At 60.4% G+C, this 24,149-nt stretch carries 24 protein-coding genes; 13 read left to right on the plus strand and 11 right to left on the minus strand.

Going from position 1 to position 24,149, the window contains the following annotated elements:
- Positions 1-9 precede the first annotated feature (9 nt).
- The gene (locus ACP7D9_RS01325; protein WP_426155195.1) at positions 10-1,092 is read right to left on the minus strand and encodes a sugar phosphate isomerase/epimerase family protein; all 1,083 of its coding nucleotides are present in this window, start codon (positions 1,090-1,092) and stop codon (positions 10-12) included.
- The gene (locus tag ACP7D9_RS01330; protein WP_426155197.1) at positions 1,082-2,272 is read right to left on the minus strand and encodes a Gfo/Idh/MocA family protein; all 1,191 of its coding nucleotides are present in this window, start codon (positions 2,270-2,272) and stop codon (positions 1,082-1,084) included. Before ACP7D9_RS01330 ends, ACP7D9_RS01325 begins: the two co-directional genes overlap by 11 nt.
- Positions 2,273-2,452: 180 nt before the next feature.
- Here ACP7D9_RS01330 and ACP7D9_RS01335 point away from each other — a divergent pair, with 180 nt between their 5' ends.
- A complete protein-coding gene (locus tag ACP7D9_RS01335) occupies positions 2,453-3,466 on the plus strand; it encodes a LacI family DNA-binding transcriptional regulator (protein WP_426155199.1) in 1,014 nt (337 codons plus the stop codon).
- Between the two features lie 5 nt (positions 3,467-3,471).
- On the opposite strand, the gene ACP7D9_RS01340 is transcribed toward ACP7D9_RS01335, so the two are convergent.
- A complete protein-coding gene (locus ACP7D9_RS01340; RefSeq protein ID WP_397478887.1) occupies positions 3,472-5,853 on the minus strand; it encodes a DUF3772 domain-containing protein in 2,382 nt (793 codons plus the stop codon).
- 164 nt (positions 5,854-6,017) lie between these two features.
- Here ACP7D9_RS01340 and ACP7D9_RS01345 point away from each other — a divergent pair, with 164 nt between their 5' ends.
- The 6 genes from ACP7D9_RS01345 to ACP7D9_RS01370 all read left to right on the plus strand — a co-directional run bounded on the left by ACP7D9_RS01345 (position 6,018) and on the right by ACP7D9_RS01370 (position 9,172).
- Positions 6,018-6,527, plus strand: a complete 510-nt coding sequence (locus ACP7D9_RS01345; protein WP_426155201.1) for a CinA family protein — start codon at positions 6,018-6,020, stop codon at positions 6,525-6,527.
- Complete coding sequence (locus tag ACP7D9_RS01350) at positions 6,524-7,042, plus strand: hypothetical protein (RefSeq protein WP_101155279.1); 519 nt, start codon at positions 6,524-6,526, stop codon at positions 7,040-7,042. Before ACP7D9_RS01345 ends, ACP7D9_RS01350 begins: the two co-directional genes overlap by 4 nt.
- 7 nt (positions 7,043-7,049) lie before the next feature.
- Positions 7,050-7,505, plus strand: a complete 456-nt coding sequence (locus ACP7D9_RS01355; protein WP_101155277.1) for a DUF421 domain-containing protein — start codon at positions 7,050-7,052, stop codon at positions 7,503-7,505.
- A gap of 86 nt (positions 7,506-7,591) precedes the next feature.
- Positions 7,592-7,819, plus strand: a complete 228-nt coding sequence (locus tag ACP7D9_RS01360; RefSeq protein WP_024012535.1) for a PLD nuclease N-terminal domain-containing protein — start codon at positions 7,592-7,594, stop codon at positions 7,817-7,819.
- A 40-nt stretch (positions 7,820-7,859) separates the two neighbouring features.
- Positions 7,860-9,029: a zinc-dependent alcohol dehydrogenase gene (locus ACP7D9_RS01365; RefSeq protein WP_426155204.1), complete on the plus strand. Its 1,170-nt coding sequence runs from the start codon at positions 7,860-7,862 to the stop codon at positions 9,027-9,029.
- The gene (locus ACP7D9_RS01370) at positions 9,026-9,172 is read left to right on the plus strand and encodes a hypothetical protein (RefSeq protein WP_178081127.1); all 147 of its coding nucleotides are present in this window, start codon (positions 9,026-9,028) and stop codon (positions 9,170-9,172) included. The genes ACP7D9_RS01365 and ACP7D9_RS01370 overlap by 4 nt, the downstream gene beginning before the upstream one ends.
- Before the next feature lie 50 nt (positions 9,173-9,222).
- On the opposite strand, the gene ACP7D9_RS01375 is transcribed toward ACP7D9_RS01370, so the two are convergent.
- Positions 9,223-10,395: an MFS transporter gene (locus ACP7D9_RS01375; protein WP_426155582.1), complete on the minus strand. Its 1,173-nt coding sequence runs from the start codon at positions 10,393-10,395 to the stop codon at positions 9,223-9,225.
- Positions 10,396-10,553: 158 nt separating this feature from the next.
- On the opposite strand from ACP7D9_RS01375, the gene ACP7D9_RS01380 reads away from it, so the two are divergent.
- Positions 10,554-11,009, plus strand: coding sequence for a winged helix-turn-helix transcriptional regulator (locus ACP7D9_RS01380; RefSeq protein ID WP_426155207.1), 456 nt, complete (start codon positions 10,554-10,556; stop codon positions 11,007-11,009).
- A 25-nt stretch (positions 11,010-11,034) separates the two neighbouring features.
- Here ACP7D9_RS01380 and ACP7D9_RS01385 read toward each other — a convergent pair whose 3' ends face one another.
- Positions 11,035-11,898: an MBL fold metallo-hydrolase gene (locus ACP7D9_RS01385; protein ID WP_426155209.1), complete on the minus strand. Its 864-nt coding sequence runs from the start codon at positions 11,896-11,898 to the stop codon at positions 11,035-11,037.
- A 92-nt stretch (positions 11,899-11,990) separates the two neighbouring features.
- Between ACP7D9_RS01385 and ACP7D9_RS01390 the strand changes: the two genes are divergently transcribed.
- The 3 genes from ACP7D9_RS01390 to ACP7D9_RS01400 all read left to right on the plus strand — a co-directional run bounded on the left by ACP7D9_RS01390 (position 11,991) and on the right by ACP7D9_RS01400 (position 14,554).
- The gene (locus tag ACP7D9_RS01390; protein ID WP_008086967.1) at positions 11,991-12,332 is read left to right on the plus strand and encodes an ArsR/SmtB family transcription factor; all 342 of its coding nucleotides are present in this window, start codon (positions 11,991-11,993) and stop codon (positions 12,330-12,332) included.
- 167 nt (positions 12,333-12,499) lie between these two features.
- The gene (locus tag ACP7D9_RS01395) at positions 12,500-13,744 is read left to right on the plus strand and encodes an FAD-dependent oxidoreductase (RefSeq protein ID WP_426155211.1); all 1,245 of its coding nucleotides are present in this window, start codon (positions 12,500-12,502) and stop codon (positions 13,742-13,744) included.
- A gap of 9 nt (positions 13,745-13,753) precedes the next feature.
- Entirely contained in the window at positions 13,754-14,554 is an 801-nt protein-coding gene (locus tag ACP7D9_RS01400) for a sulfite exporter TauE/SafE family protein (protein ID WP_426155213.1), read from the plus strand.
- A gap of 93 nt (positions 14,555-14,647) precedes the next feature.
- On the opposite strand, the gene ACP7D9_RS01405 is transcribed toward ACP7D9_RS01400, so the two are convergent.
- The 6 genes from ACP7D9_RS01405 to ACP7D9_RS01430 form a co-directional block, all read right to left on the minus strand.
- Positions 14,648-15,928, minus strand: coding sequence for a TRAP transporter large permease (locus tag ACP7D9_RS01405; protein WP_394503466.1), 1,281 nt, complete (start codon positions 15,926-15,928; stop codon positions 14,648-14,650).
- Positions 15,928-16,455 carry a TRAP transporter small permease gene (locus ACP7D9_RS01410; RefSeq protein WP_101155260.1) on the minus strand — a complete coding sequence of 176 codons (528 nt, stop codon included), beginning with the start codon at positions 16,453-16,455 and terminating at the stop codon, positions 15,928-15,930. The genes ACP7D9_RS01405 and ACP7D9_RS01410 overlap by 1 nt, the downstream gene beginning before the upstream one ends.
- 75 nt (positions 16,456-16,530) lie before the next feature.
- Positions 16,531-17,505 (minus strand): TRAP transporter substrate-binding protein, encoded by a 975-nt coding sequence (locus ACP7D9_RS01415; protein ID WP_101155258.1) that lies wholly within the window; start codon positions 17,503-17,505, stop codon positions 16,531-16,533.
- A gap of 60 nt (positions 17,506-17,565) precedes the next feature.
- The gene (locus ACP7D9_RS01420) at positions 17,566-18,459 is read right to left on the minus strand and encodes an SMP-30/gluconolactonase/LRE family protein (protein WP_313004952.1); all 894 of its coding nucleotides are present in this window, start codon (positions 18,457-18,459) and stop codon (positions 17,566-17,568) included.
- A 44-nt stretch (positions 18,460-18,503) separates the two neighbouring features.
- A complete protein-coding gene (locus ACP7D9_RS01425; RefSeq protein ID WP_426155217.1) occupies positions 18,504-19,328 on the minus strand; it encodes an NAD-dependent epimerase/dehydratase family protein in 825 nt (274 codons plus the stop codon).
- A 277-nt stretch (positions 19,329-19,605) separates the two neighbouring features.
- Complete coding sequence (locus tag ACP7D9_RS01430) at positions 19,606-20,901, minus strand: OprD family porin (protein ID WP_101155252.1); 1,296 nt, start codon at positions 20,899-20,901, stop codon at positions 19,606-19,608.
- A 371-nt stretch (positions 20,902-21,272) separates the two neighbouring features.
- Between ACP7D9_RS01430 and ACP7D9_RS01435 the strand changes: the two genes are divergently transcribed.
- Together ACP7D9_RS01435 and ACP7D9_RS01440 are read left to right on the plus strand one after the other, a co-directional pair.
- Positions 21,273-22,928, plus strand: a complete 1,656-nt coding sequence (locus ACP7D9_RS01435) for an MFS transporter (RefSeq protein ID WP_101155250.1) — start codon at positions 21,273-21,275, stop codon at positions 22,926-22,928.
- Complete coding sequence (locus ACP7D9_RS01440) at positions 22,925-24,067, plus strand: HlyD family secretion protein (RefSeq protein WP_426155219.1); 1,143 nt, start codon at positions 22,925-22,927, stop codon at positions 24,065-24,067. The genes ACP7D9_RS01435 and ACP7D9_RS01440 overlap by 4 nt, the downstream gene beginning before the upstream one ends.
- Positions 24,068-24,149: the final 82 nt, after the last annotated feature.

Here is a 24,149-nt window from a genome sequence, read left to right on the forward strand (position 1 = left end):
GCGGCTGAATCAGTCGTCGGCCAGGCCGAGCAGGCGCCGATTGGAAGCGGCGTCAGCGCTGACCCCGGCGAAATCGTCGAAGGCCTTGGCGGTCTTGCGGATCATGTGCCGCTCGATGAAAGCCGCACCCTCGGCCGCACCCTGCGCGGAATCTTTCAGACAGCATTCCCACTCCAGCACCGCCCAGCCGTTGAACTCGTATTGGCACAATTTGCTGAAGATCGATTTGAAATCGATCTGGCCATCGCCCAGCGAACGGAAGCGCCCGGGGCGTTCGACCCAGCCCTGATAACCGCCGTAGACGCCGGAACGCGCATCGGGGCGAAATTCGGCATCCTTGACGTGGAACATGCGGATGCGGTCGTGGTAGCGATCGATGAAGCCGAGGTAGTCCATCTGCTGCAGTAACAGATGGCTCGGGTCATACAAAATCGCAGCGCGAGGATGATGATTCACCGCTTCGAGAAACTGCTCGAACGACGCGCCGTCATGCAGGTCCTCGCCAGGATGGATTTCGTAGCACAGATCAACGCCAGCCTCTTCGAAGCAGTCGAGTATCGGCAGCCAGCGTTTGCCCAGTTCAGCGAAGCCTTGCTCGACCAATCCAGCCGGGCGTTGCGGCCACGGATAGACGTAGGGCCAGAGCAGGGCGCCGGAAAAAGTTGCGTGGGCGGTGAGTCCCAAGCGCTGACTGGCACGGGCCGCCAGTTTCAGCTGTTCGATGGCCCACTCGGTGCGCTCGCCGGGTTTGCCGCGCAGTGCCGCTGGGGCGAAGTCGTCGAACAGGCTGTCGAATGCCGGATGTACCGCGACCAGTTGCCCTTGCAGGTGCGTCGATAACTCGCTGATGACTACACCGGCGCGGGCGCAGACGCCGATAAGTTCGTCGCAGTAATCCTGACTTTCAGCAGCGCGCTGCAAATCGATGAACCGTGTGCCGAGGGTCGGTACCTGGATGGCTTTGTAACCTTGCGACGCCGCCCATTTGGCGATGTTGGCGAGCGAGTCGAAGGGCGCTTCATCAGCGATGAACTGTGCGAGGAAGATGCCTGGGCCTTTCAGGCCCGTAGCGGTCTGCTGATCATTCATCATTGTTCGTGGCTCCTGTCAGTTGGCCCGGGATCTCGCTCCACTTTGCGTTGCCCAGGTGATTGGCAATGGCGGTTTCGATGAAAGCCATGCCGCGCAGGCCTGTCTCGATACCCGGTACACCCGGCGCCTGATGGCGTCCGGTGTCGTGAAGAATTGCCTCTGCGAGATCGCCGTACAGATTGGCCATGGCCTCCAGATAACCTTCAGGATGCCCGGCAGGCAGGCGCATGCGTTGGTTTGCGGCGGCACACAACCACGGCTGACCGACCCCGGATCGCAGCACGCGCATCGATTCATTCAATGGCCGATGAATCAGAGTGGCCGGCTCTTCCTGCCGCCACTCCAGCCCACCCTTGTCCCCGTAGACGCGGATCTTCAGCGGATTTTCTTCACCGGCGCAAACCTGACTGGCAAGCAATACGCCGCTGGCGCCGTCGCTCATCCTGAACAGCATCGCCACATCGTCATCCAACTGCCGGCCCTCGACATGCGAACCAAGCATTGCACTGATGAACTGCATCGGCTGACCGGCAACAAATTCGGCCAGGGAAAATGCGTGGGTGCCGATGTCGCCGATGCAGCCGCCGATCCCGGATTGCGCCGGGTCGTCGCGCCAGCCGGCCTGTTTGTTGCCTTGCCCGGCGACATCGGAGCTGAGCCAGCCTTGCGGGTATTCGACGATGACTTTGCGCACGCGCCCGAGCACGCCGCTGGCGACCATTTCGCGGGCCTGCCAGACCATCGCATAGCCGAGGTAGGTGTGCGCCAGCGCGTAAATGCGCTGGCTATTGATGACCACCGAATGCAGCGCTTGCACCTCGGCCAGGTTAAGCGCCGCGGGTTTCTCACTGAACACGTGGAAACCGGCGCTCAATGCTTCACGGGCAATCGGTGCGTGCAGATGATTGGGCGTGACGATGATCAGCAGTTGCATGCGCTGTTCGGCGGGCAGTGCGGCCTCGCCGGTGAGCAGTGTTTGCCAATCGTCGTAACAACGCTCGGCGGGCACACCCAGTGCAGCAGCGGTGCGCTGATTATTCTCGCAGTCGCGGCTGAACGCGCCGCAGACCAGTTCGAAGCGTCCATCCAGGCCGGCAGCTTGCCGGTGGGCGCGGGCGATGAAGGCGCCTTCACCGCCTCCGACAAAACCCATTCTTATTTTTGTTGCGGCAGCGTACATGGCAGTCGTCTCGGTAGCTGGATGCAATTCTGATCAATGATGTAACCGGTTACATCGTGGAGCAAAATCTAGGCGCGAAACAGCCGGGTGTCAAACGAGAGCGGATGATTGACAGCATTTCGATCGGTCGTCGCCTGCGGTAAGCTCCGCGCCTGATCGGTGTTAAACAACGAGGTGGTTTTGTCCAATATTCGCGAAGTGGCTCGGCTGGCAGGCGTTTCCGTGGCGACGGTGTCGAGGACGCTGAAATCGCCCGAGCGCGTCCTCGCGCCAACCCGTGAGCGCGTGATGGCCGCGGTGGAGCAGGCGGGCTATCGGCCGAACCTCATGGCGGTGCAATTCCGCTCGCGGCGCACCGGCAATCTGGTGATTCTGGTGCCGACCATCGCCAACACCTTTTTCGCCCGGGTCATCAGCGGCGCGCAGCAAGCGGCGCAGGCCGCCGGCTATCGCTTGCTGCTCTGCGACACCCAAGGGCGGGAAGAGCTGGAGCGGCAGTTCGCCGAGCTGGTGTACGCCCATCAAGCCGACGGTGTGATCCAGTTGCGCGCCTACGATCCATTCGAAAACGCGCCAGCAGACGCCGATTTGCCGCCGCTCGTCAACGCTTGTGAAGTGATCAAGGCAGGGCGTTATCCGACCATCAGCCTGGACAACGTCGCCGCTGCCAAAGCCATGACCGAGCACCTGATCACTTTGGGGCATCGACGCATCGGCCTGATCAAAGGCTCGAAGAACAGCCCGCTGACCCGTGATCGTCTGGAGGGCTACGAAGCGGCATTGCGTCAAGCCGCTATCGCCTTCGACGAGGCACTGATCTGTCATGGCAACTTCAGCCTCGAAGCCGGTTTCGCCGGAGCGGAAAAGATGCTTGCGCTGACCAACAGACCCACTGCGCTGTTCTGTGAAAATGATGAAATGGCCATCGGCGCGCTCAAGCGCATCCGGCAAGCGGGGCTGCGGGTGCCCGAGGACATTTCACTGGTCGGCTTCGACGACATTCCCATGGCCGCGTACTGCGATCCGCCGCTGACCACCATCTCGCAACCGGCCGAGGCCTTTGGAACAAAAGCGGTCGAGATGCTGATTGCCCTGATCGAAAAACAGCCGCTGCCAGACAGGCACGTGATCCTGCCGTTCGAGCTGACGCCACGCACCAGCACGATCGGCATCGACAGTTCGGGCGAGCGGTAACCGAATCACGTCGCTGGCGGCTTCGCCAGCACAATTCCAGCGGCGCCCAGGCGCTTGAGCACTTCGAACAACAGGTCGCTTTTGGTCAGCCCGACGATCCTTGGGCTGCCGACATAACCGGTGACCGTCAACGTAATGCCGTCCGGGGACAATTTGCTGAAGCGCACGAACGGCCCGGGTTTGTCGAGGATGGTTTCGTTCTCGTGATAGATGTCGAGCAGCAGTTGCTTGACCTCCTCAGGATCGATATCCAGTGGAAACACCAGCTCCAGCGACGCCACGCCCTGAGCGCTGCCGCCGAGGGTAACGTTGCGCAGATTCTGCGAGATCAGTTGTGAGTTGGGCACGATCACGATCGAGCGGTCGCTGAGCTGGATTTCCGTGGCGCGCACGTTGATCCGCCGGATATCGCCCTCGACGCCGCTGATGCTGATCAGGTCGCCGACCTTGACCGGGCGCTCGGTGAGCAGAATCAGGCCGGAAACGAAGTTCTTGACGATCTCCTGCAAGCCAAAGCCGATGCCCACCGAAAGCGCACTGACAATCCACGCCAGGTTGGTCCACTGCACACCCAACGACGACAGCGTCAGCAGAATCACAAAGGCGTAGCCGATGTTGGAAAACAGCGTGCTCAGCGACGCGCACATGCCCGGGTCCATGTCGGTCTTGGGCAAAAATTCATTGTCGAGCCAGCGGCTCAATGCGCGGATCAGCCAGATGCCGATCAGCAGCGCCAGCAGCGCGTTGAGCAGATGCCCCGGCACGATGTTCAGCTTGCGCAAACCCGCGCCGCCGAGGATCGACATGATGTTGGTCAGCAACTGGCCGAGCGTGGTGCCAATGCCGCCGACGAACAATGAAATCAGGGCCATCAACATCAGTCCGGCGCGACTGAATCCGGACAGCAGAATCGAAATCTGATCGAGGCGCCGATCGCTGATGCCGAGCAGTTGCTTGAGTGCTTTGCCGCTCGCGTGTTTGGGCGAAAAAAGGTGTTCGCAGGCGTCCTTGACCAGCTGAATCAGCAGGTAGAAGCCCGACAGCACGATGTAGCCCCACACCAGTTCATAACTGATGAACCGCGCCAGCGAGACATACCCCGCCAGCAACGCGATGGCCGAGACAAACATCGAAACGCTGGCAACGCTGTAGATCAGCCCGGCGAACACGCTGTTTACCGCCGTGGCGTCATTGGCCGCGACCAGCGCCTTGCGCACGTTGCCGACGCGCAACAACATCGTGCCGATGATCGCCAGTACCACCATCGAAATAACGCCGCGCCCGGCCATGACGATGTGGCTGCTCATGCCCGTGGCGTTGCCAACCTGTACCAGCGTCACCAAGACCAGTAGAGAGCAGGCGAGGATTCGCGGATAAGGCTTGAGGGCGAGCGCCACCGGATCGGCAATGGCCGGCAGGCGCCACGACGGATGTTCGGTCGACAGCAGCGCGCGGCTGAGCCCGGTGATCAGTACGCAGGCATACACGACTTTTTCGAACTCTTCGGAAAACGTTTCCAGCACCGGCGGCAGGGCTTCGTGGCGAGTGCAGGCGTAGAACAGCAGTTTCAGGGCGATGGCGGTGGTGATGAAGGTCGCGATGGCTGAGGCGAATGCCAAGGCACTGCGGCGAAGGCGGCCTTCCGCCACCCGGTGAATGCAGAACCAGGTCAGCCCGCGCTCAGCCAAACGCCGGCCGAGCGTCCAGACCAGCAGCGCCAACAGCACCAGTACGCAGGTAAAAAAACGTTCGCCCGGCGCCCAGACCGTGGCCCAGACGTCACTCACCTGCGCAACGAACAGTCGCAGCCGCTGGCGGTCGTCCTCGCTTGGATTGGCCAGTGGCGCCCAGAAATTCGGGCTCAATACGCTGCGGGTACTCAAGGTCAGTTCGCTTTCCAGCAGCGTGCGACGGATGCCCGCGATTTGCGTGATCAGATCGGCGGCATTCTGTTTCAGTGCGGCGAGGCTTTTGAGCGTGCCATCGACCTTGCTTTTCTGCTCCGCCAGTGCCGCCCGCTGCGCGACGATATCGGCTTGCTCGGCGGCCACCTCGGCGTCTGGCGCCGTGCCGAGCACGCCCAGTTGCACGGCCAGTTGCGCCTGCTGCGGCAACAGCGCAGCCGACAATCGGTCGACATCGAGAATGAACGCCTGGACCCGATCCTGCGGACCTTCGAGCTGGTTGTAGTTGTTTGCAGCCGAAATCTGCTGCTTGAGCCCATCGAGGCGTTGTTGCAGGGCTTGCAGATCGCTTTGCGAAATCACCGGCAACGGCGCTGCGCCTGAGTTGGCCGGCGCTGCAAGGTCCGCCGCCCACAGCGCAGCGCTGCCCGGTATCAGCAGCAGGAACAGGATGAAAAACAGTGGCTTGAATGAACAGCGCATGGGGACGGCGGACTCAAGTGGTTCACACAGTCTATGAGGGTAGGTGATCGCGCTGGACAGGGCGGAAAACTTTCTCTGCAAGAGGCTTCATACGCTCATCCAATCCAGCGGAATGATCAGCGCAGCGCACGGTCAACCGGCAATAACAGCTTCGAGAGCACGCCATGTCCATTGCCAAGGAAACGATTGAATACCTGCGTCAACAGTCGTTGGTGATCACCACCGCCGAATCCTGCACGGCCGGGGAAATCGTCATGCTGCTGTCAGAAGTGCCCGGCAGCGGCAAACTGATCGAATGCGGTTACGTGGTCTATTCGCCGCAGGCCAAGCAGCGCTTGCTGCACGTCAGCCCGGCGACCATGGAAACCTTCAACCTGACCAGCGTTGAAGTCGCCAGTGAAATGGCCATCGGTGCGCTGCGCGACAGCACGGCCAATGTAGCAGTCGCCACCACCGGCATTCTCGGTCCCGACGATATGGATGGGATCAAAGCGGGAACGGTATGTTTCGCCTGGGCATTTCAGTTCGATCAGCAACATTTTCTGTTCAGCACCCAGCAATGGTTTCCCGGGTCACGCAGCGAAGTGCAGACCCGAGCCTCGGAATTCACCTTGCAGCAACTGCCGGATTTTCACCGTCGTGCCTTGCGCGGTGAAGGAGGGTGGCGCCAATGAAGGATGATACTGACCATCCCGATCTGCGTAGCAGGCAGTTCCCGGTACAGGAGGACATGGCTTATCAACTGAAGGTCTGGCGCTTCGAACACATCGGTTGGTACCTGTTGGTGGTGTGCATGCTCTTGGGCCTGTTGGGGCTGTTTTCCCGTGGTGTGCTGAGTTCGCAGGACGCCCGCAGCGCCGATGGCAGGGTTCAGGTCGAATACGAGATGTTCCACCGCAACGGCTCGACCAATCCGCTGAAACTCAGCGTGCATGTGGCGCCTGAAGCCACCGTCGAACTGGACATCGGCGGCGAACTGCTCGATGGCTTCAGCATTGAAACGCTGCAGCCGGCGCCGGTGCGCATGCGTAGCTCAAAACAGGGCATGCGCCTGTGGTTGCAGGCGGATGCGCAGGGCCAGGCAACGCTTTACCTGACGCTGCGCGGCGACGGACTGGGCCTGTTTCGCAGCCATATCCGCATGCCCGGCTCGAGCGACGTGAAGCTCAATCAATTCATTTATCCATAGGTGACCCATGGATTCGGTCTTGCGCGCACTCGCGATGTATCTGGCACTGATGGTGCTGTTCAAAATTGCCGGCCGGCGTTCGCTGGCCGAGCTGACGACGTTTGATTTCGTCTTGCTGATGATCATCGGCGAAGCCACCCAGCAAGCATTGCTGGGCGATGATTTCTCGCTGACCAACGCGTTTCTGGTGATCATCACGCTGATCGCCGTGGATGTCGGTTTTTCCCTGCTCAAGCAACGTTCCGGCTGGGTGTCGCGGCTAATCGATGGCGAGCCGACGATCATTGTCGAGAATGGCAAGCTGTTGCACCGACGGCTGCGCCATGCGCGGCTGGTCGAGGCGGATATCATGGAGGCGGCCCGCTCCAGCCAAGGCATTGAAACGATTGAGCAGATCAAATTCGCAATCATCGAACGCAACGGCAAGATTTCGGTGATCCCGCAGGATTCAGGAAAAGGTTGAGCCGCCGGTGATGTTCGCCGGCAATTTTTTTGAACGCTCAATCGCCCCTAAAGCCCAATGCTTACCAGTCATTGGAGGATCGCGAAATGAACGAGGCAGCGAGTTATTTTTCCATCGCCGTGGCGGTGATCATTCTGCTGGTCGACCTGTGGGCGATTGTCAGCGTGTTTCGCAGCAACAAGAGCGTCGGCGTCAAAGCCGCCTGGGCGATTGGCTTGATCGTGTTCCCGGTGCTCGGCCTGATCGTGTGGGGCATCGCTGGCCCGCGCGGCGTCAAGGAAGGGCCTTCGTCGCCGGAGCACAGCAAGGGCTGAGAACGCGGATTAGCGCCATCCGGAAAATTGGAGGTGAACGATGAAAGCTGTTGTATTTCATGGCGTCGGTGATATTCGGCTGGACGATGTGCCCGAGCCAACCATTCAAGCGCCAACCGATGCCATTGTCAGGCTCACCGCATCGGCTATTTGCGGCACCGATCTGCATTTCATTCGTGGCAGCGCGCCGGACATGCAGCCCGGTACGATTCTCGGACATGAAGGCGTGGGCATCGTCGAAGCGCTTGGCGAAGACGTGCGTAATCTCAAGATTGGCGACCGCGTGCTGATTCCTTCGACCATTGCCTGCGGCAATTGCTCGTACTGCCGTGCCGGCTATTTCGCCCAGTGCGATGTGGCCAACCCCAACGGAAAAACCGCTGGCACTTCATTCTTCGGCGGGCCGAAAACCACCGGGCCGTTCGATGGCCTGCAAGCCGAAAAAGCGCGAATTCCCTTTGCCAACATCGGCCTGATCAAACTGCCGGATGCCATCACCGACGACCAGGCAATCGCCATGTCGGATATATTTCCTACAGCCTGGTTTGGCGCCGACATGGCGCGAATCAAGGACGGCGACACGGTGGCAGTGTTCGGCTGCGGGCCGGTCGGACTGTTTGCGATTATCAGCGCGAAGCTGATGGGCGCGGGTCGCGTGTTCGCCATTGACGGGCTGGAAGATCGCCTCGCTCGCGCTCAAGCGCTGGGTGCCGAGTGCATCAACTTCGAAAAAGAAGATCCAGTTGAAACCATCGCTCGCTTGACGGCCGAAATTGGCGTGGATCGCGTGATCGAAGCCGTGGGCATCGACGCTAACCATTGCCATCACGGCCATCATCATCCTGCGCAGTGGCAACCCGGAGACGCGCCGTCGCAAGCGCTGGAATGGGCGGTGAAGGCTGTGGCCAAGGCCGGCACGATTTCCATCATCGGGGTCTATCCCGCCGGGTTCGACAGCTTCCCGATCGGCGAGGCGATGAACAAGAACGTGCGCATCAACATGGGCAACTGTCATCACCGCAAATACATTCCCAAGCTGATCGAAATGACCCAGGCCGGGCGCGTCGATCCTGGGAAAGTGCTGACTCAGGATGAGCCGTTGACTGATGCGATTTCCGCATTCAAGGCGTTTGATCAACATCAATCCGGATGGATCAAGGTCAAGCTTGAACCGGGTAGCGATACCACTGCTGACAGGAGACCGTCATGAAAAAAATCTGTGCATGTCTGGGGCTCTGTTCAATGTTTCTGTTGAGCGGCTGCTTTGACTCCAACGACGCACCCAACAAGGACAGCGACAAGAGCAAGCCGTCGGTGCAAATGCAGACCGAAAAGCCCGAGGAGGGCAAGTAGCTCCCTTGGTAAAAACCTGTGGGAGCGAGCAGGCTCGCTCCCACAGGCGTTCAGTCGCGCAAGTGACCCCGCGCCAGCCAGAGCCAATACACCAACGCAACAGTGCTGATCCCGGCGCCCAGTATGCACACCCCCACCCAGCCAAACAGCGCGTAGCTATAGGTCGCCGCGATGGCGCCCAAGCCGCTGCCTACCGAGTAAAAACACATATAAGCGCCGACCAGTCGGCTCTGCGCGTCGGGTCGTGCGGCGAAGATCAGGCTCTGATTGGTCACATGCACTGCTTGCACGGCGAAGTCGAGCAGGATCACGCCAACGGCCATCGCCAGCAGCGAATGCTCGACAAGCGCGATAGGCAGCCAGGACAGGGTCAACACTGCCAAGGCGATGCCGGTGGTGCGATTGCCCAGCCCCCGATCCGCCAGATGCCCGGCCCGCGCAGCGGCAAGCGCGCCCGCCACCCCGGCCAGACCAAACAGGCCGATCTGCGTATGCGACAGCGACAGTGGCGGCGCGCTGAGTGGCAGCACCATCGATGTCCACAGAACGCTGAATGCGGCGAAGATCAGCAGGGCGAACGTGCCTCTGATGCGTAATACGCGCTCAGTCAAAAACAATTGAAACACCGAGCGCAGCAATCGCCAGTAACCGCGCTGCGCGGGAGGTTTCGCCGTGGCGGGCAGGGTACGCCATAGCAGCAGCGCCATGCCGACCATCAGTGCTGCAGAGACCAGATAGACAGCGCGCCAGCCCGCCAGATCGGCAACTACCCCGGAGGTGAAACGCGCCAGCAGGATGCCGAGCACCACGCCGCTGGTGACGGTGCCCACGGCTGCACCACGCTCATCCGGGCTCGCCAGGCTGGCGGTGCAGGCGACCACTACTTGCACCACCACCGCCAGCAGACCTACCAACGCCATCGCACCGAGTAGCACGCCCCAGCTCTCGGCCAAGCCGACTGCACACAGCGCCACCGCCGACAACAGCAATTGGCTGACGATGAGTTTCTTGCGATCGAGCAGATCACCCAGCGGCACGATGAACAACAGGCCGAGGGCATACCCGGCTTGTGTGGCTGTGACAACAACGCCGATTGCCCCGGATGAAACACCGAGGCTTTGCGCCATGGTTTCGAGCAACGGCTGAGCGAAGTAAACGTTGGCCACGGCCATGGCGCAGGTGATTGCAAAGAGAAACGTCTGTAGGCGACTCAGGCCAATCATTGTGCTGTCAGCTGCGGTGTGCGCGGTGATCAGGGTTTGCGTCTGGCAGGGCATCCTTGCATCCTCGTAATGTGGTTTTGAAACGAGACCGATGCATTGATCTTTATCCATTCGAGTTGTTAAATGCAACCACATTCAGCGACCACCCCAGGAGCAACATGGCCCGACAGCAATTACTGGCTCAGAGCGAATGCCCCGTCGCCCGGACCCTTGAAGCGATCGGCGATCGCTGGGCCTTGATGATCATTCGCGATGCGTTCGATGACGTACGCCGGTTCAGCGAATTCCAGAAGCGACTGGGCCTGGCGAAGAACATCCTCTCGGTCAAACTGAAAATGCTCGCCGAGCTCGGTGTATTGCAGATTCAACCGGCGTCCGACGGCAGTGCTTACAAGGAATACGTGCTCACCGACATGGGCCGCGCGGTGTTTCCGATCGTCGTCAGCCTGCGCCAGTGGGGCGAGCGCTTCCTGTTCGCGCAAGGCGAGGAGCATTCGGTGTTGCTCGACAACGAGCGGGCCGAGCCCGTCGAAACCATAGCGGTGCGTTCGGCGGCCGGCGCAGTGCTGACTCCGGCCGAATGCCACCGAAAGCTGGTGACACGCGGGGGATGAAGCGGACCGGCTGCAATGTCGTGTGTCAGAGTTTGTTGAGCGGGATTTTCAAGTACACAACGCCGTTGTCTTCGGCCGCTGGCAGGTTTCCCGCGCGCACATTTACCTGAATGGCCGGCAGCAGCAACGTCGGCATTCCAAGCCCGGCATCACGCTGGTTACGCATCTGGACAAATGCCGCTTCATCGATGCCGTCGTGTACATGAATGTTGTTTTTGCGCTGTTCGCCGACCGTGGTCCGGCATTGTGAGGCGCGGCCCTCGGGCGGGTAATCGTGGCAGACGTAAAGCGTCACGCTGGCCGGGAAAGCCAACAGCTTCTGGATCGATTTGAACAATTGCTGCGCATTGCCGCCGGGGAAATCGCAGCGCGCTGTGCCGACATCGGGCATGAACAGCGTGTCGCCAACGAGGATCTGTTCACCGCCGATCAGATAGGCCATGTCCGCTGGGGTATGGCCGGGAACGTGCAGGGCAGTGGCTTTGAGATTGCCGATCATGAACGACTCATTCGGTGCAAACAGATGGTCGAATTGCGAGCCATCGACGCGAAATTCCGGCTCGAGATTGAACAGCGCCTTGAACACGTTCTGCACTTTGCTGATCGATTCGCCAATGGCGATCTTGCCGCCCAGCTCCCGACGCAAATAAGGCGCGGCTGACAGGTGGTCGGCGTGAGCGTGAGTTTCCAGCAACCACTGCACCTGCAGGCGGTGTGCGCGCACGAACGCGATGATCTTGTCTGCCTGCACAGTGCCGGTGCGCCCGGCGGCACCGTCGTAATCGAGCACCGGGTCGACGACTGCGCAATGCCCGCCGTCGGCTTCGTAGACCACATAGCTGTAGGTCGAGGAGGCGGGGTCGAGAAACGCTTCAATCAGGGCGGGCATGGCAGAAACCTGTGCTGGGGAATTTCGGGTTGCAACAGTTTATGTAAAAACATAATGTTCGCAGCTTAAGTGACCTTCAAGGCCTCGTGCAAATGCAATCCAGTCTGACCGAATGTGAAGTCGCCCAACTACGCGCCTCGGCGTCCAAAGCCTGCGCGCTGCTCAAAGCGCTGGCCAACGAGGATCGCCTGTTGATTCTCTGCCAACTGACACAAGGCGAACGCAACGTCGGCGAGCTGGAAACCATGACCGGCGTACGCCAGCCGACGCTGTCCCAGCAACTGGGTATCTTGCGCGACGAAGGGCTGGTCGCGACTCGCCGGGAAGGCAAATACATTTTCTATGGCCTGGCCAGTCACGAAGTAATCCAGGTGATGAAGACCCTCTCGGGGCTTTATTGCGGAGCGGTGCTCAAAAGCTGGGAACAGCCATAAATGCCAGCTATCACACCCTTTCAGTTGTGGGAGCGGGCTTGCTCGCGAAAGCGGCGTGTCAGTCGAACATTCATTGCCTGACACGACGCCTTCGCGAGCGAGCCCGCTCCCACACTGCTTTGGGGTGTGAAGACTGAAACCCTTGCGTGCAGCAAAAGGAACAAGCAATGAACGATCAACACTGGGGCCCATCCATCAGTGCAGACATCGTGGTCATCGGCGGCGGGACGGCCGGCATCGGTCTAGTCGCCAGCCTGCTCAAGCGTGACCCGCATCTCAACATCACCGTGATCGAACCGAGCTCACAGCACTACTACCAACCGGCATGGACGCTGGTCGGCGGCGGCGCTTTCGATGTGAAAGACACCGTCAGACCGATGAGCAAAGTCATGCCGCGACAGGCGACCTGGATTCAGACCAGCGTCAGCGCCATCGACCCGCAAAGCCGCCAGCTCACCCTCGATGATCAACGCACCGTCAGCTATCAGAACCTGATCGTCTGCCCCGGCCTGCGCCTGGCCTGGGAGAAAATCGAAGGGTTGCAGGAAAGCCTCGGTCAGCACGGCGTCACTTCCAACTACAGCTATCAACACGCCCAATACACTTGGGATCAAGTGCAGAAACTGCGCGGCGGCCGGGCGCTGTTCACCCAGCCGGCGATGCCGATCAAATGCGCCGGCGCGCCGCAAAAAGCCCTGTACCTGTCCTGCGACCATTGGCGCAAAAGCGCGGTGCTGCACAACATCATTGTTGAATTCAATCTCGCCGGCGCCGCACTGTTTGGCGTGCCGACCTTCGTGCCGCCGCTGATGAAATATATCGAACAGTACAACGCGCAACTCGCGTTCAACTCAAACCTCGTCAAGGTCGATGGCCCGGCGCAAACCGCGTGGTTTGAAGTCAAAGATGCCGATGGCAACGTCAGCCGCGTAGCGAAAACCTTTGATCTGCTCCACGTCGTCCCACCCCAGGTGTCGCCGGACTTCATCGCGCAGAGCCCGCTGGCCGATGCCGGCGGGTGGTGTGAGGTCGATCCGCACAGCCTGCAGCATCCGCGCTATCGCGAAGTGTTCGCCCTGGGCGATGCCTGCGGCACCAGCAACGCGAAAACCGCGGCCGCGGTGCGCAAGCAGGTTGTCGTCGTTGCGCAAAACCTTCTGGCCGCACGCAAAAAACAGCCGCTGCCACTCAAGTACGACGGCTACGGCTCGTGCCCGCTGACGGTGGAGAAGGGCAAGGTGATCCTCGCCGAGTTCGGCTATGGCGGCAAACTGCTGCCGACTTTCCCGCTGGATCCGACCGTACCCCGGCGGTCGGCGTGGTGGCTGAAAGCAACATGGCTGCCATGGTTCTACTGGCACGGCATGCTCAAGGGCCGCGAGTGGCTGACGCGTCTGTCCAAGGTCGACTGAGAAAACCCTATGTTGCTGGCAAGTCTGTTTGGCGTGGTGATGGGGTTGGTCCTCGGCCTGACCGGCGCGGGTGGCGGGATTCTCGCCGTGCCGGCGCTGGTGCTCGGGCTGGGCTGGACGATGACGCAAGCGGCGCCGGTGGCCCTGTTTGCGGTCGGCAGCGCGGCGGCGATCGGGGCCATTGACGGTTTGCGACGTGGTCTGGTGCGTTACCGTGCGGCGTTATTGATCGCAGCATTGGGCGCGGTGTTTTCGCCGCTGGGGATCTACTTTGCACATCAGTTGCCGGAGAAGGTTCTGATGATCCTGTTCAGCCTGCTGATGGTCCTGGTGGCCTGGCGAATGTTGCGTAAAGAGCGTCAGCAAGCGGGACCGAGCGATCACGGCCATGCCAGTTGGGGCCAGAAGAACTGCATGCTCAACGAGCAGACCGGTCGCTTCGACTGGACCACCAAATGCACCGCCACGCTGGCTGCTCTGGGGGCGATTACCGGTGTGGTCTCGGGATTGCTCGGCGTCGGTGGCGGGTTCCTGATCGTCCCGGCCTTCAAGCAACTGACCGATGTGCAAATGCGCGGTATCGTCGCCACGTCCTTGATGGTGATCAGTCTGATTTCAGCGATCGGCGTGATCGGCTCGTTTCAGGCGGGCGTGCGCATCGACAACCAGGGCGCAGCCTTCATTGTCGCCAGCATCGTCGGCATGATCATCGGCCGCAGGCTGTGCGCGCAGGTGCCGGCGCGGGCGTTGCAGGTGGGATTTGCCAGTGTCTGTCTGGTGGTGGCGGGGTACATGTTGTTTCGGGCGTGACGATTATAAGATCGCAGCCTCGTTGCACTCGACAGCTCCTACAACAGATTGCGGTTCTGTAGGGCTGCCGGAGGCTGCGATCTTTTCAGCGGTTTACAACACCAGGTGCGGCAGCCACAGCGAAATGGCCGGCACGTAGGTGACGAGCAGCAGCACCATGAACAGCACGGCGTAGAACGGCAGCAGCGCTTTGACGGTGCTTTCGATGCTGACTTTGCCGATCGCCGAACCGACGAAGAGCACGGCTCCCACCGGCGGTGTTATCAATCCGATCCCCAGATTGACCAGCATGATCATGCCGAACTGCACCGGGTCGACTCCGATCCCCAGAATCACCGGCATCAGGATCGGTGTAAGGATCAGGATCAGCGGCGCCATGTCCATCACCGTGCCCAGCAACAGCAGCATGACGTTGATGCACATCAGGATCACGTAACGGTTGTCCGACAGGGTCAGAAACAGCGTGGTGATCTTCGCCGGGATCTGCATCAGGGTCATGACGTAGCCGAAGCTAGCAGCGAAACCGATCAGGATCATTACGATGGAAATCGTCCGCACCGTGCGGTGCATCAGCTTGGGCAGCTCGCTCCATTTGTAATCGCGATAAATGAACATGGTCACGAAGAACGACCACAGCACCGCGATGGCTGCCGATTCAGTGGCAGTGAAAATCCCCGAGAGGATGCCGCCAAGAATGATCACCATGGCCATCATGCCCCACAGCGCTTCACCGACGATTTTCAGCGCCTGGCGCATCGGGATCACTTCGCCCTTGGGGTAGTTGCGCTTTTTCGCGAAGATCAGGCACAGCACCATCAGGCACGCGCTCATCATCAAGCCCGGGACAATGCCGGCCATGAACAGCGAAGCAATCGACACCGTACCGCCGGCAGCCAGCGAGTAGAGCACCGAGTTATGGCTTGGCGGCGTCAGCAGGGCTTGCACCGAACCGCTGACGGTCACGGCGGTGGAGAACTCCCGCGGATAACCCTTGCGTTCCATTTCCGGAATCAATACCGAACCCACCGAAGCGGTATCGGCTACGGACGAACCGGAGATCGCACCGAAGAAGGTTGACGCGACAATGTTGACCAGTGACAGGCCACCGCGCACGAAACCGACCAGCACTCCGGCACACGCCACCAGACGGCGGGACATGCCGCCCTCGGCCATGATCGCACCGGCCAGTACGAAGAACGGAATGGCCAGCAGCGAGAATTTGTTTACCCCCGAGGCAACCTGGATCATCACCGCCTGGAATGGAATGTCGATCCACCATGCACCGATCAGCGCGGCGGCGCCCAACGCGTAGGCGACGGGCATGCCAACCAGGATCAACACGATAAAACTGCCCAGCAGAATCAGAGCGTCCATTAAACGGCACCTTCACTTTCTTCAACCAGGTCGAACTGCACGACCCGACGTTTGCTCTGGTCACCGAGCAGGAGTTTTTCCAGGACGAAAATCAGCGTCAGCAAGCCGCCCAGCGGAATCGGCAGGTAGGTCACGCCAACCCGCAGATCGGGCAGGGCGGCCATGAACTGGTTCCAGGTGGACATGCACAACTTGGCGCCCCAAATGGTCATGAAGATGCAGATTGCCGCCATCAGCAGTTGGGAGAAAATCGCCGCTGCGGATTTCAGCTGCGCTGGCATACGGTCGGTGAGCATGGCCACGGCCATGTGCGCACCGGCGCGGTAACTGGCGGCAGCACCGATGAAGGTGAACACCATCATCAGCAGAATCGCCGTGGGCTCAGGCCAGCTCGAGCCAGTGCCGAGCACGTAGCGGGCGAACACGCCCCAGGGAATCATCAGGGAAATCGCCAGGACGGAAAGGCCGGCGACCCAGATGCACGTCATGTAGATCTTGTCGTTGATACGCAGCAGCAAATTCTTCATCGGGTTCCACCGTAACCGGGCGCGCCTGAGTCATCAGGTGCGCCGGGCCTTTTTCAAAAGTACGAGCGGGGGGCGTTACTGAACGGCTTCGATTTTCTTGATCAGGTCGGCGTATTTCGCGCCGTATTTTTCCCGTACTGGAGCGGTGGCGTCGTAGAAGGGTTTCTTGTCGACTTCGATGAACTCGACACCGGCGGCCTTGAGCTTTTCTTCACTGGCAGCGGACTTCTTGTCCCACAACACGCGTTCTTCAGCCTGGGCAGCCTTGGCGGCTTTCTTGACCAGGGTCTGCTGATCCGGGGTGAGTTTTTCCCAGGTGATTTTCGACATCACGATCGGCTCTGGCAGGATCAGGTGACCGGTCAGGCTGTAGAACTTGGCGTTCTGGAAGTGGTTGTGTTCGAGCAGGGTCGGCGGGTTGTTTTCCGCGCCGTCGATCACGCCGGTCTGCAGGGCGCTGAAGATCTCGCCAGTGTCCATGGCAATGCCGTTACCGCCCATGGCGTTCATCATGTCGATGAACATCGGGTTGCCCTGCACACGGATTTTCATGCCCTTGAGGTCTTCGAGCTTGCGCACTGGTTTTTTGGTGTAGATGTTGCGCGTGCCGCCGTCCATCCACGCAAGAGCCACCAGGCCGAATTCGGAGTTGGTGATTTTATCGAGGATCTCGTCGCCCACCGGGCCATCGATGACGTTACGCATGTGTTGCTGATCGCGGAAAATGAACGGCATGTTGAACACGTTCACGTCCGGCACCACCGGGCCGACGATCCCCAGGCTGACGCGCGACAACTGGACAGCACCGACCTGCATCTGCTCGATGACTTCCTTTTCCGAACCCAGCACGCCGCCCGGGAAGTATTGGAACGTCAGCTCGCCGTTGGTTTCCTTGGTCAGGGTATCGCCCATGGATTTTTCGGCCACTACGGTTGGATAACCGGCGGGGTGAATGTCAGCAAATTTGAGTTTCATTTCTGCCTGAGCGCCACCAGCAAAGGTGAACATCAGCGGGAGTGCAGCGGCGAGCAAGGTGCGTTTGAAGTTCATGGGGGTGAGTCTCCAGTCTTGTTATTTTTGTGTTCAGGGCGCAGCGGTGCAGCAGAGGGTCTAAAGCAAATCGTTGAATTGCGGTTCGGCGAGGCCCTTGACGCCAGGCTTCAGGGCGAACACGCCGCCGGCCAGGGATTGCGGATCATGGTCGTCGCCGGGGCGAATCGAGGCGACGAACAGGGTGCTCATGTCGCTGCCGCCGAAGGCACACATGGTCGGTTTCTTTACCGGCACTTGCAGTGAAAAATCCAGGCTCCCGTCCGGGGCGAAGCGGTGGATCAGTCCCGCGTCGTTGGCGCAGATCCAATAGCAACCTTCGGCATCCACGGCGGCGCCATCGGGGCGGCCGGGGAAATGATTCATGTCGACGAAGATTCGGCGATTCGATGGCGTGCCGGTTTCGCTGTCGTAATCGAAAGCCCAGATCAGTTGCACGTTGGGGTGCGAATCCGACAGGTACATGGTTTTGCCGTCAGGGCTGAAGCCGAGGCCGTTGGGCACGATGAAGCCGTCGAGTTGCGCTTCGATCACGCCGGACTGGCCAGCGCTGTAGCGATAGAGCCGGCCTTCAGGCGCGTTGAGGCCCATGTTCAGCACCATGCTGCCGGCCCAGAAACGCCCCTGACGGTCGCAGCGGCCATCGTTCAGGCGCATGTCGGGGCGACTGTGCTCGACGGTTGCAAGCAATTCGCTGTCGAGGCTGCCATCACTGTGCGGGTGCAGGCGAAAGAAGCCGCTTTCCAGGCCGGCCACCCAGCCACCGCTGCGGTGGGGCGTGATGCAGGCGAGCATTTGCGGGGCTTTCCACGACGCAACATGCCCGGTGTCGGCGCTCCAGCGTTGCAGTCCGCCGTTGGGGATATCCACCCAGTACAGCGCGTTTTCCTGCGGCACCCAGACCGGGCTTTCACCGACCGCATTGCGGGCGTCGACGATCAATTCGGCTTGCATACTCATTCCCATGGTTTTTATTGGAGGGGGATCAAGTCGAGCGGTCAATCGCCAAAAGGCCCTGCTGCAACAAAGGCGCCGCCCTGGTAGATCCGCGCCGGATCATCGTCGGCCGGCATCGGCTGCGCTTCGACCTTGTCGCGGAACACCTCGGAGGTGTCCTTGGCTTCGAAACCGAGGTGGTTGGCGTAGCGGTTGTCCCACCAGACGTCTTTGTTGGCGGACATGCCATAGACCACGGTGTGGCCGACATTCGGTGTGTACAGCGAGCGTTCGAGCAGTTGCGTGAGGTCGTCGAAGCTCAGCCAGGTGTGCATCATCCGGCGGTTCTGCGGCTCGGGGAACGAAGAGCCGATGCGGATGCTGACAGTCTCGATGCCGTAGCGGTCGAAGTAGAAACTGGCCATGTCTTCGCCGTAGGACTTGGACAAGCCGTAGTAACCGTCGGGGCGGCGTGGAGACGTGGCGTCGAGCTTCTCGTCCTGCTTGTAGAAACCAATGACGTGGTTGGAGCTGGCGAAGATCACGCGCTTGACGCCATGGCGGCGTGCGGCCTCGTAAATGTGGAAGACGCCGCTGATGTTGGCGCCCAGAATTTCTTCAAACGGACGCTCCACCGAAACGCCGCCGAAGTGCAGGATCGCATCGACGCCTTCGACCAGTTGATGCACGGCTTGCTTGTCGGCGAGGTCGCAGAGCACGACTTCTTCGTGTTCATCCACGGCCGGGGTGAGTGCGGCGATGTCGGACAGGCGCAACACGTTGGCGTAAGGGCGCAGGCGTTCGCGCAGGACTTTGCCCAGGCCTCCGGCGGCACCGGTCAGCAGCAGGCGATTGAAAGGAGCGCGGGGGGTAGAAGTAGACGTCATGGCAATACCTGAACACATTGTTATTAGGTTTGTTGTAGGTTGTCGTATGACTGCGCTGAAGTATCGGTAGGGTTTCCGGATCTTGTCAACGCGACTTTTGGTGTAGATGACGGAAGGGGCGATTCAATTTCCGTCGTCGACTCCGCTGCAATGCGATTCTCCTGTGGGAGCGGGCTTGCTCGCGAATGCGGCGTATCAGTGAACACATTCATGACTGACACGCCGCTTTTCGCGAGCAAGCCCGCTCCCATAGGGATATGCGCGATTTTCCCACTCGTTACAACAGCGAAATCGGATAGCTGATGAAGATCCGGTTCTCGTCAAATTCGTTGGTGCTGAAGTCCCGGCGAATCGTCGCATTACGCCATTTCACGTTGAGGCTTTTCAGCGGCCCACTCTGCACTGTGTAGGCCAGTTCCGATTCGCGGCCCCATTCCTTGCCGTCATCGGTGGTGGCGGTGTGCACGTTATCACCGCTGATGTAGCGGTTCATCAGGGTCAGGCCAGGCACCCCGAGTGCGGCAAAGTTGTAGTCGTGACGCAACTGCCAGGAGCGCTCCTTGGCGTTGTCATAACTGGCGTTGTAGCTGTCGTTGGCCAGGGTGCCACCGCTGGTGCCGTTAACACGCATCCAGGCATCATCGCCGGTGAGTTTCTGCAGGCCGACGTAGAAAGTGTTGCCACCGTATTTGGCCGAGAGCAGGGCAAATGCGGTCTTGTTATCGAGGTCGCCGGCCTGGGCGCTGCCGTCTTCCTTGCCAGTGAAGAACCCGAGGTTGGCGCCAAGAGTCCAGTCGCCCATCGGCTGGCTGTGGCTGAGGTTGAAATACTGCTGCTGATAGATATCAGTCAGCTCGGCGTACCACACACCGACCATGGTGCGTTTTTCGTTGAAGCTGTATTCGCCACCGCCGAAGTTGAAGCGATCGGAGGTGAATGCACCGCGGCCGTTCATCGACATGTCTTCCATGCTCGCGTCGTTGCGCGGGCTGTTGCCACGGAACTGGCCGCCGTAAACGGTCAGGCCGTTGATTTCGGTGGACGTGATCTGGCCGCCGCGGAAGGTCTGCGGCAGGGAGCGGCCATCGTCGGAGCGCAGGATCGGCAACACCGGCATCCATTCACCGACTTTCAGTTCGGTCTTCGACACCTTGGCTTTCAGCGCCACGCCGAGTCGACCGAAGTTGTCGGCCGGGCGGCCGTCATCGTGGATCGGCAACAACTGCGTGCCACCGGTGCCTTTACCGCCATCGAGCTTCTGCGAGTACATGCCAAGGATGTCCAGGCCGAAGCCGACCGTGCCTTGAGTGAAGCCGGATTTGGCGTCGAGGATGAAGCTCTGTGTCCACTCTTCTGCCTTGCCTTGCGGGTTGGCCGGGTTGACGAAGTTACGATTGAAGTAGGCGTTGCGCAGGTTCAGCGTGGCTTTGCTGTCTTCCAGAAAGCCTTCAGCACCGGCGCTCATCGGCAAGGCCAGGGCGAGGCTGCTGCAGCCGAGCAGGCTGAGGGTCGAACGCGGCTTGAAACTGGCAAAACGTGAAGGGCGGACGGAATTGCGGGCGAGTGGGCTCACTGTGATGCTCCCTGGATCGTTGTTGTTTTTATTATTTGTCATACGTCGTCGTACAACATCGATGCGGATATTTCCCAGATTTACAGGGAATGTCAACTGGAAGTTATACGACGACCCTGCAAATCGGCGCGTTCTCTTACAGACGTGACCTTTTACGGCAAGACCCGGCACTCGCTGATATGCGAGCCGCGTACGAAACCCTGTGGGAGCGGGCATGCTTGCGAAAGCGGTATGTCAGCCATAGACGAGTCGTATGACCTGACGCCTTCGCGAGCAAGCCCGCTCCCGCAGGGGTATTTTCAATGCCATGGAGTGTGTGTTGCTCGTGAAATTGCGGCAAACTTCCTCCACCCCCAGCACCAGGCCGAACCATGGATAAATACGCCCCGCGCAACTGGCAGCCCCACGAAAAGCCCAGCCTGCCCGGTTCTCCTTCGACGCCGCTGCACTCCACGCCCAAGCGCCTGGCCTACGCGGCGGTTGGTGTGCTGGTGGCGGTAACCGGTGGGCTGGGGAATTCACTGGTGGTAGCCAACCTGCCTTATCTGCAAGGCTCGCTCGGCGCGACCACAGCGGAAATGGCCTGGCTGCCGGCGGCGTACGTGATGACCAACGTGTCGATGAACCTGCTGCTGGTGAAGTTTCGCCAGCAGTTCGGGTTGCGGGCGTTCACCGAGGTATTCCTGGTGCTCTACGCGCTGGTGACCTTCGGCCATTTGTTCGTCAACGATCTGAATTCTGCGGTGGCGGTGCGTGCTGCCCACGGCATGGTCGGTGCCGCGTTGAGTTCGCTGGGTTTGTATTACATGGTCCAGGCGTTCCCGGCAAAGTGGCGGCTCAAAGCGTTGGTGCTCGGCCTCGGCACTTCGCAATTGGCGTTACCGCTGGCGCGGTTGTTCTCTGAAGACCTGTTGCAGATCGCCGAATGGCGCGGCTTGTACCTGTTCGAACTGGGCATGGCCCTGCTGTCACTGGGCTGTGTCTTGCTGCTGAAGCTTCCGCCCGGTGACCGCTTCAAGACCTTTGAAAAACTCGACTTCCTGACCTTCGCCATCCTCGCCACCGGGGTGGCATTGTTGTGCGCAGTGCTGTCGCTGGGGCGGATCGACTGGTGGCTGGAGGCGGACTGGATCGGCGTGGCGCTGGCGTGCTCGATCGCGCTGATCATCATGGGGCTGGCCATCGAGCACAACCGCAGTAACCCGATGCTGATGACCCGCTGGCTCGGCAGCGGAACGATGATCCGCCTGGCGCTGGCGGTGACCCTGATTCGCATGGTCACCTCGGAGCAATCGACCGGCGCGGTTGGCTTCATGCAGAACCTCAATATGGGCTATGAGCAGTTGCACAGTCTGTACGTGGTGATGCTGATCGGCAGCATTGCCGGGCTTGCCACCAGCGCGCTGACCATCGACCCGAAACACTTGTTGATGCCGTTGATCATCTCGCTGGCGCTGATGGCCACCGGTTCGGTGATGGACAGCTTTTCCAACAACCTGACCCGTCCCGCCAACATGTATTTCAGCCAGTTCCTGCTGGCGTTCGGCAGTACGTTTTTTCTCGGCCCGACCATGGTCTTCGGCACGCGCAACGTGCTGACCAATCCGCGCAACCTGGTGAGTTTTTCCGTACTGTTCGGGATCTGCAACAACCTCGGCGGACTGCTCGGCGCGGCGTTGCTCGGCACTTTTCAGATCGTGCGGGAGAAGTACCATTCCAGCCACATCGTCGATCATCTGGTGATGTCCGACCCGTTGGTGGCCGCGCGGGTGCAGAGCGGCGGCTCGGCCTTCGGTTCGTTGCTCGCCGACCCGAGCCTGCGCAATCTGGCCGGCATTCGCAGCCTCGCCAATGCGGCGACACGCGAAGCGAACGTGCTGGCCTATAACGATGTCTTCATGCTGATTGCGGTCATTGCCGTCCTGACCATGATCTGGCTTTCGATTCGTGCGTTGTGGCTGGTGAGCACCACCAAAGCCATTGAGCCGACACCTTCCGTACCACCCAGCGGTGCCACTTCTTCATGACCGAACCGACCACCACAACCACCAACGCCATCGCCGCCACACCTGAAGGGGAGGCGCCGCCTGCATCAGCCAACACCGCACCACGTTCGCTACGGGTGCGGATCATTTCTTCGCTGGGCTTTGCCGCGATCGCTATCGTTGGCGTGCTGATCGTGTTGTATGCCTGGCAATTGCCGCCGTTCAGCAGCGCTGTGGAAACCACTGAAAACGCCTTGATTCGCGGGCAGGTGACGATTATTGGCCCACAGCTCAGCGGTTATGTATTCGAGGTGCCGGTGCAGGACTTCCAGTACGTCAAGGCCGGGGATCTGCTGGTGCGTCTGGACGACCGCATTTATCAGCAACGCCTCGACCAGTCCCTGGCGCAACTGGCGGTGCAAAAGGCCGGGTTGGCCAACGTCGTGCAGCAGCGCAACAGCGCCGAGGCAACGATCAAATTGCGCCAGGCGGTATTGGCCGACAGCCAGGCGCAGTTGCGCAAGAGCGAGGCCGATCTGCGGCGTAATCAGGAACTGGTGCGCGACGGTTCGGTGTCCAAACGCGAGTTCGACGTGACCCTCGCTGCCAATGCGCAGAGCACGGCGGCGGTGGCGCAGGCCAAGGCCAATCTGGAAATTGCCCGCCAGGATCTGCAAACGGTGATCGTCAATCGCGGCTCGCTGGAGGCCGCCGTGGCCAGCGCGGAAGCGGCGGTGCAACTGGCGCGGATCGACCTGTCGAACACGCGCATCGTCGCCCCGCGCGACGGCCAGCTCGGGCAGATCGGCGTGCGCCTCGGCGCCTACGTCAACTCCGGCGCGCAGTTGATGGCATTGGTGCCGGATCAGAAATGGGTGATCGCCAACATGAAGGAAACGCAGATGGCCAACGTGCGTGTCGGGCAGCCGGTGCGCTTCACCGTCGACGCCTTGAACCACCGCAGATTCACCGGGCATGTGCAGCATATTTCGCCGGGCACCGGTTCGGAATTCGCCTTGCTTCAGGCCGACAATGCCACTGGCAATTTCGTCAAGATCGCTCAGCGCGTGCCGGTACGCATCACCATCGACCCGGATCAGGACGAGGAGGAACGTCTGCGTCCGGGGATGTCGGTGGTCGTCAGCATTGACACTGCCGCAGGCGATACCCAACCCCACTGAGCTCTACACCCGATATAGGGTTTTCGGCGATTTCAGGGGCGCCGCACGATCCCGAGCCGCTGCGGTCGTACTCATCACCTAG

Origin of the sequence: Pseudomonas sp. TSRC2-2 (assembly GCF_049897785.1) — a bacterium.
Lineage (GTDB): Bacteria > Pseudomonadota > Gammaproteobacteria > Pseudomonadales > Pseudomonadaceae > Aquipseudomonas.

Bases quoted from the DNA above. Each gene is read 5' to 3' on its own strand.
- ACP7D9_RS01325 (WP_426155195.1), bottom strand. From the start codon at position 1,092: ATGATGAATGATCAGCAGACCGCTACGGGCCTGAAAGGCCCAGGCATC.
- ACP7D9_RS01330 (WP_426155197.1), bottom strand. From the start codon at position 2,272: ATGTACGCTGCCGCAACAAAAATAAGAATGGGTTTTGTCGGAGGCGGT.
- ACP7D9_RS01340 (WP_397478887.1), bottom strand. From the start codon at position 5,853: ATGCGCTGTTCATTCAAGCCACTGTTTTTCATCCTGTTCCTGCTGCTG.
- ACP7D9_RS01345 (WP_426155201.1), top strand. From the start codon at position 6,018: ATGTCCATTGCCAAGGAAACGATTGAATACCTGCGTCAACAGTCGTTG.
- ACP7D9_RS01350 (WP_101155279.1), top strand. From the start codon at position 6,524: ATGAAGGATGATACTGACCATCCCGATCTGCGTAGCAGGCAGTTCCCG.
- ACP7D9_RS01355 (WP_101155277.1), top strand. From the start codon at position 7,050: ATGGATTCGGTCTTGCGCGCACTCGCGATGTATCTGGCACTGATGGTG.
- ACP7D9_RS01360 (WP_024012535.1), top strand. From the start codon at position 7,592: ATGAACGAGGCAGCGAGTTATTTTTCCATCGCCGTGGCGGTGATCATT.
- ACP7D9_RS01365 (WP_426155204.1), top strand. From the start codon at position 7,860: ATGAAAGCTGTTGTATTTCATGGCGTCGGTGATATTCGGCTGGACGAT.
- ACP7D9_RS01370 (WP_178081127.1), top strand. From the start codon at position 9,026: ATGAAAAAAATCTGTGCATGTCTGGGGCTCTGTTCAATGTTTCTGTTG.
- ACP7D9_RS01375 (WP_426155582.1), bottom strand. From the start codon at position 10,395: ATGATTGGCCTGAGTCGCCTACAGACGTTTCTCTTTGCAATCACCTGC.
- ACP7D9_RS01380 (WP_426155207.1), top strand. From the start codon at position 10,554: ATGGCCCGACAGCAATTACTGGCTCAGAGCGAATGCCCCGTCGCCCGG.
- ACP7D9_RS01385 (WP_426155209.1), bottom strand. From the start codon at position 11,898: ATGCCCGCCCTGATTGAAGCGTTTCTCGACCCCGCCTCCTCGACCTAC.
- ACP7D9_RS01390 (WP_008086967.1), top strand. From the start codon at position 11,991: ATGCAATCCAGTCTGACCGAATGTGAAGTCGCCCAACTACGCGCCTCG.
- ACP7D9_RS01395 (WP_426155211.1), top strand. From the start codon at position 12,500: ATGAACGATCAACACTGGGGCCCATCCATCAGTGCAGACATCGTGGTC.
- ACP7D9_RS01400 (WP_426155213.1), top strand. From the start codon at position 13,754: ATGTTGCTGGCAAGTCTGTTTGGCGTGGTGATGGGGTTGGTCCTCGGC.
- ACP7D9_RS01405 (WP_394503466.1), bottom strand. From the start codon at position 15,928: ATGGACGCTCTGATTCTGCTGGGCAGTTTTATCGTGTTGATCCTGGTT.
- ACP7D9_RS01410 (WP_101155260.1), bottom strand. From the start codon at position 16,455: ATGAAGAATTTGCTGCTGCGTATCAACGACAAGATCTACATGACGTGC.
- ACP7D9_RS01415 (WP_101155258.1), bottom strand. From the start codon at position 17,505: ATGAACTTCAAACGCACCTTGCTCGCCGCTGCACTCCCGCTGATGTTC.
- ACP7D9_RS01420 (WP_313004952.1), bottom strand. From the start codon at position 18,459: ATGCAAGCCGAATTGATCGTCGACGCCCGCAATGCGGTCGGTGAAAGC.
- ACP7D9_RS01425 (WP_426155217.1), bottom strand. From the start codon at position 19,328: ATGACGTCTACTTCTACCCCCCGCGCTCCTTTCAATCGCCTGCTGCTG.
- ACP7D9_RS01435 (WP_101155250.1), top strand. From the start codon at position 21,273: ATGGATAAATACGCCCCGCGCAACTGGCAGCCCCACGAAAAGCCCAGC.
- ACP7D9_RS01440 (WP_426155219.1), top strand. From the start codon at position 22,925: ATGACCGAACCGACCACCACAACCACCAACGCCATCGCCGCCACACCT.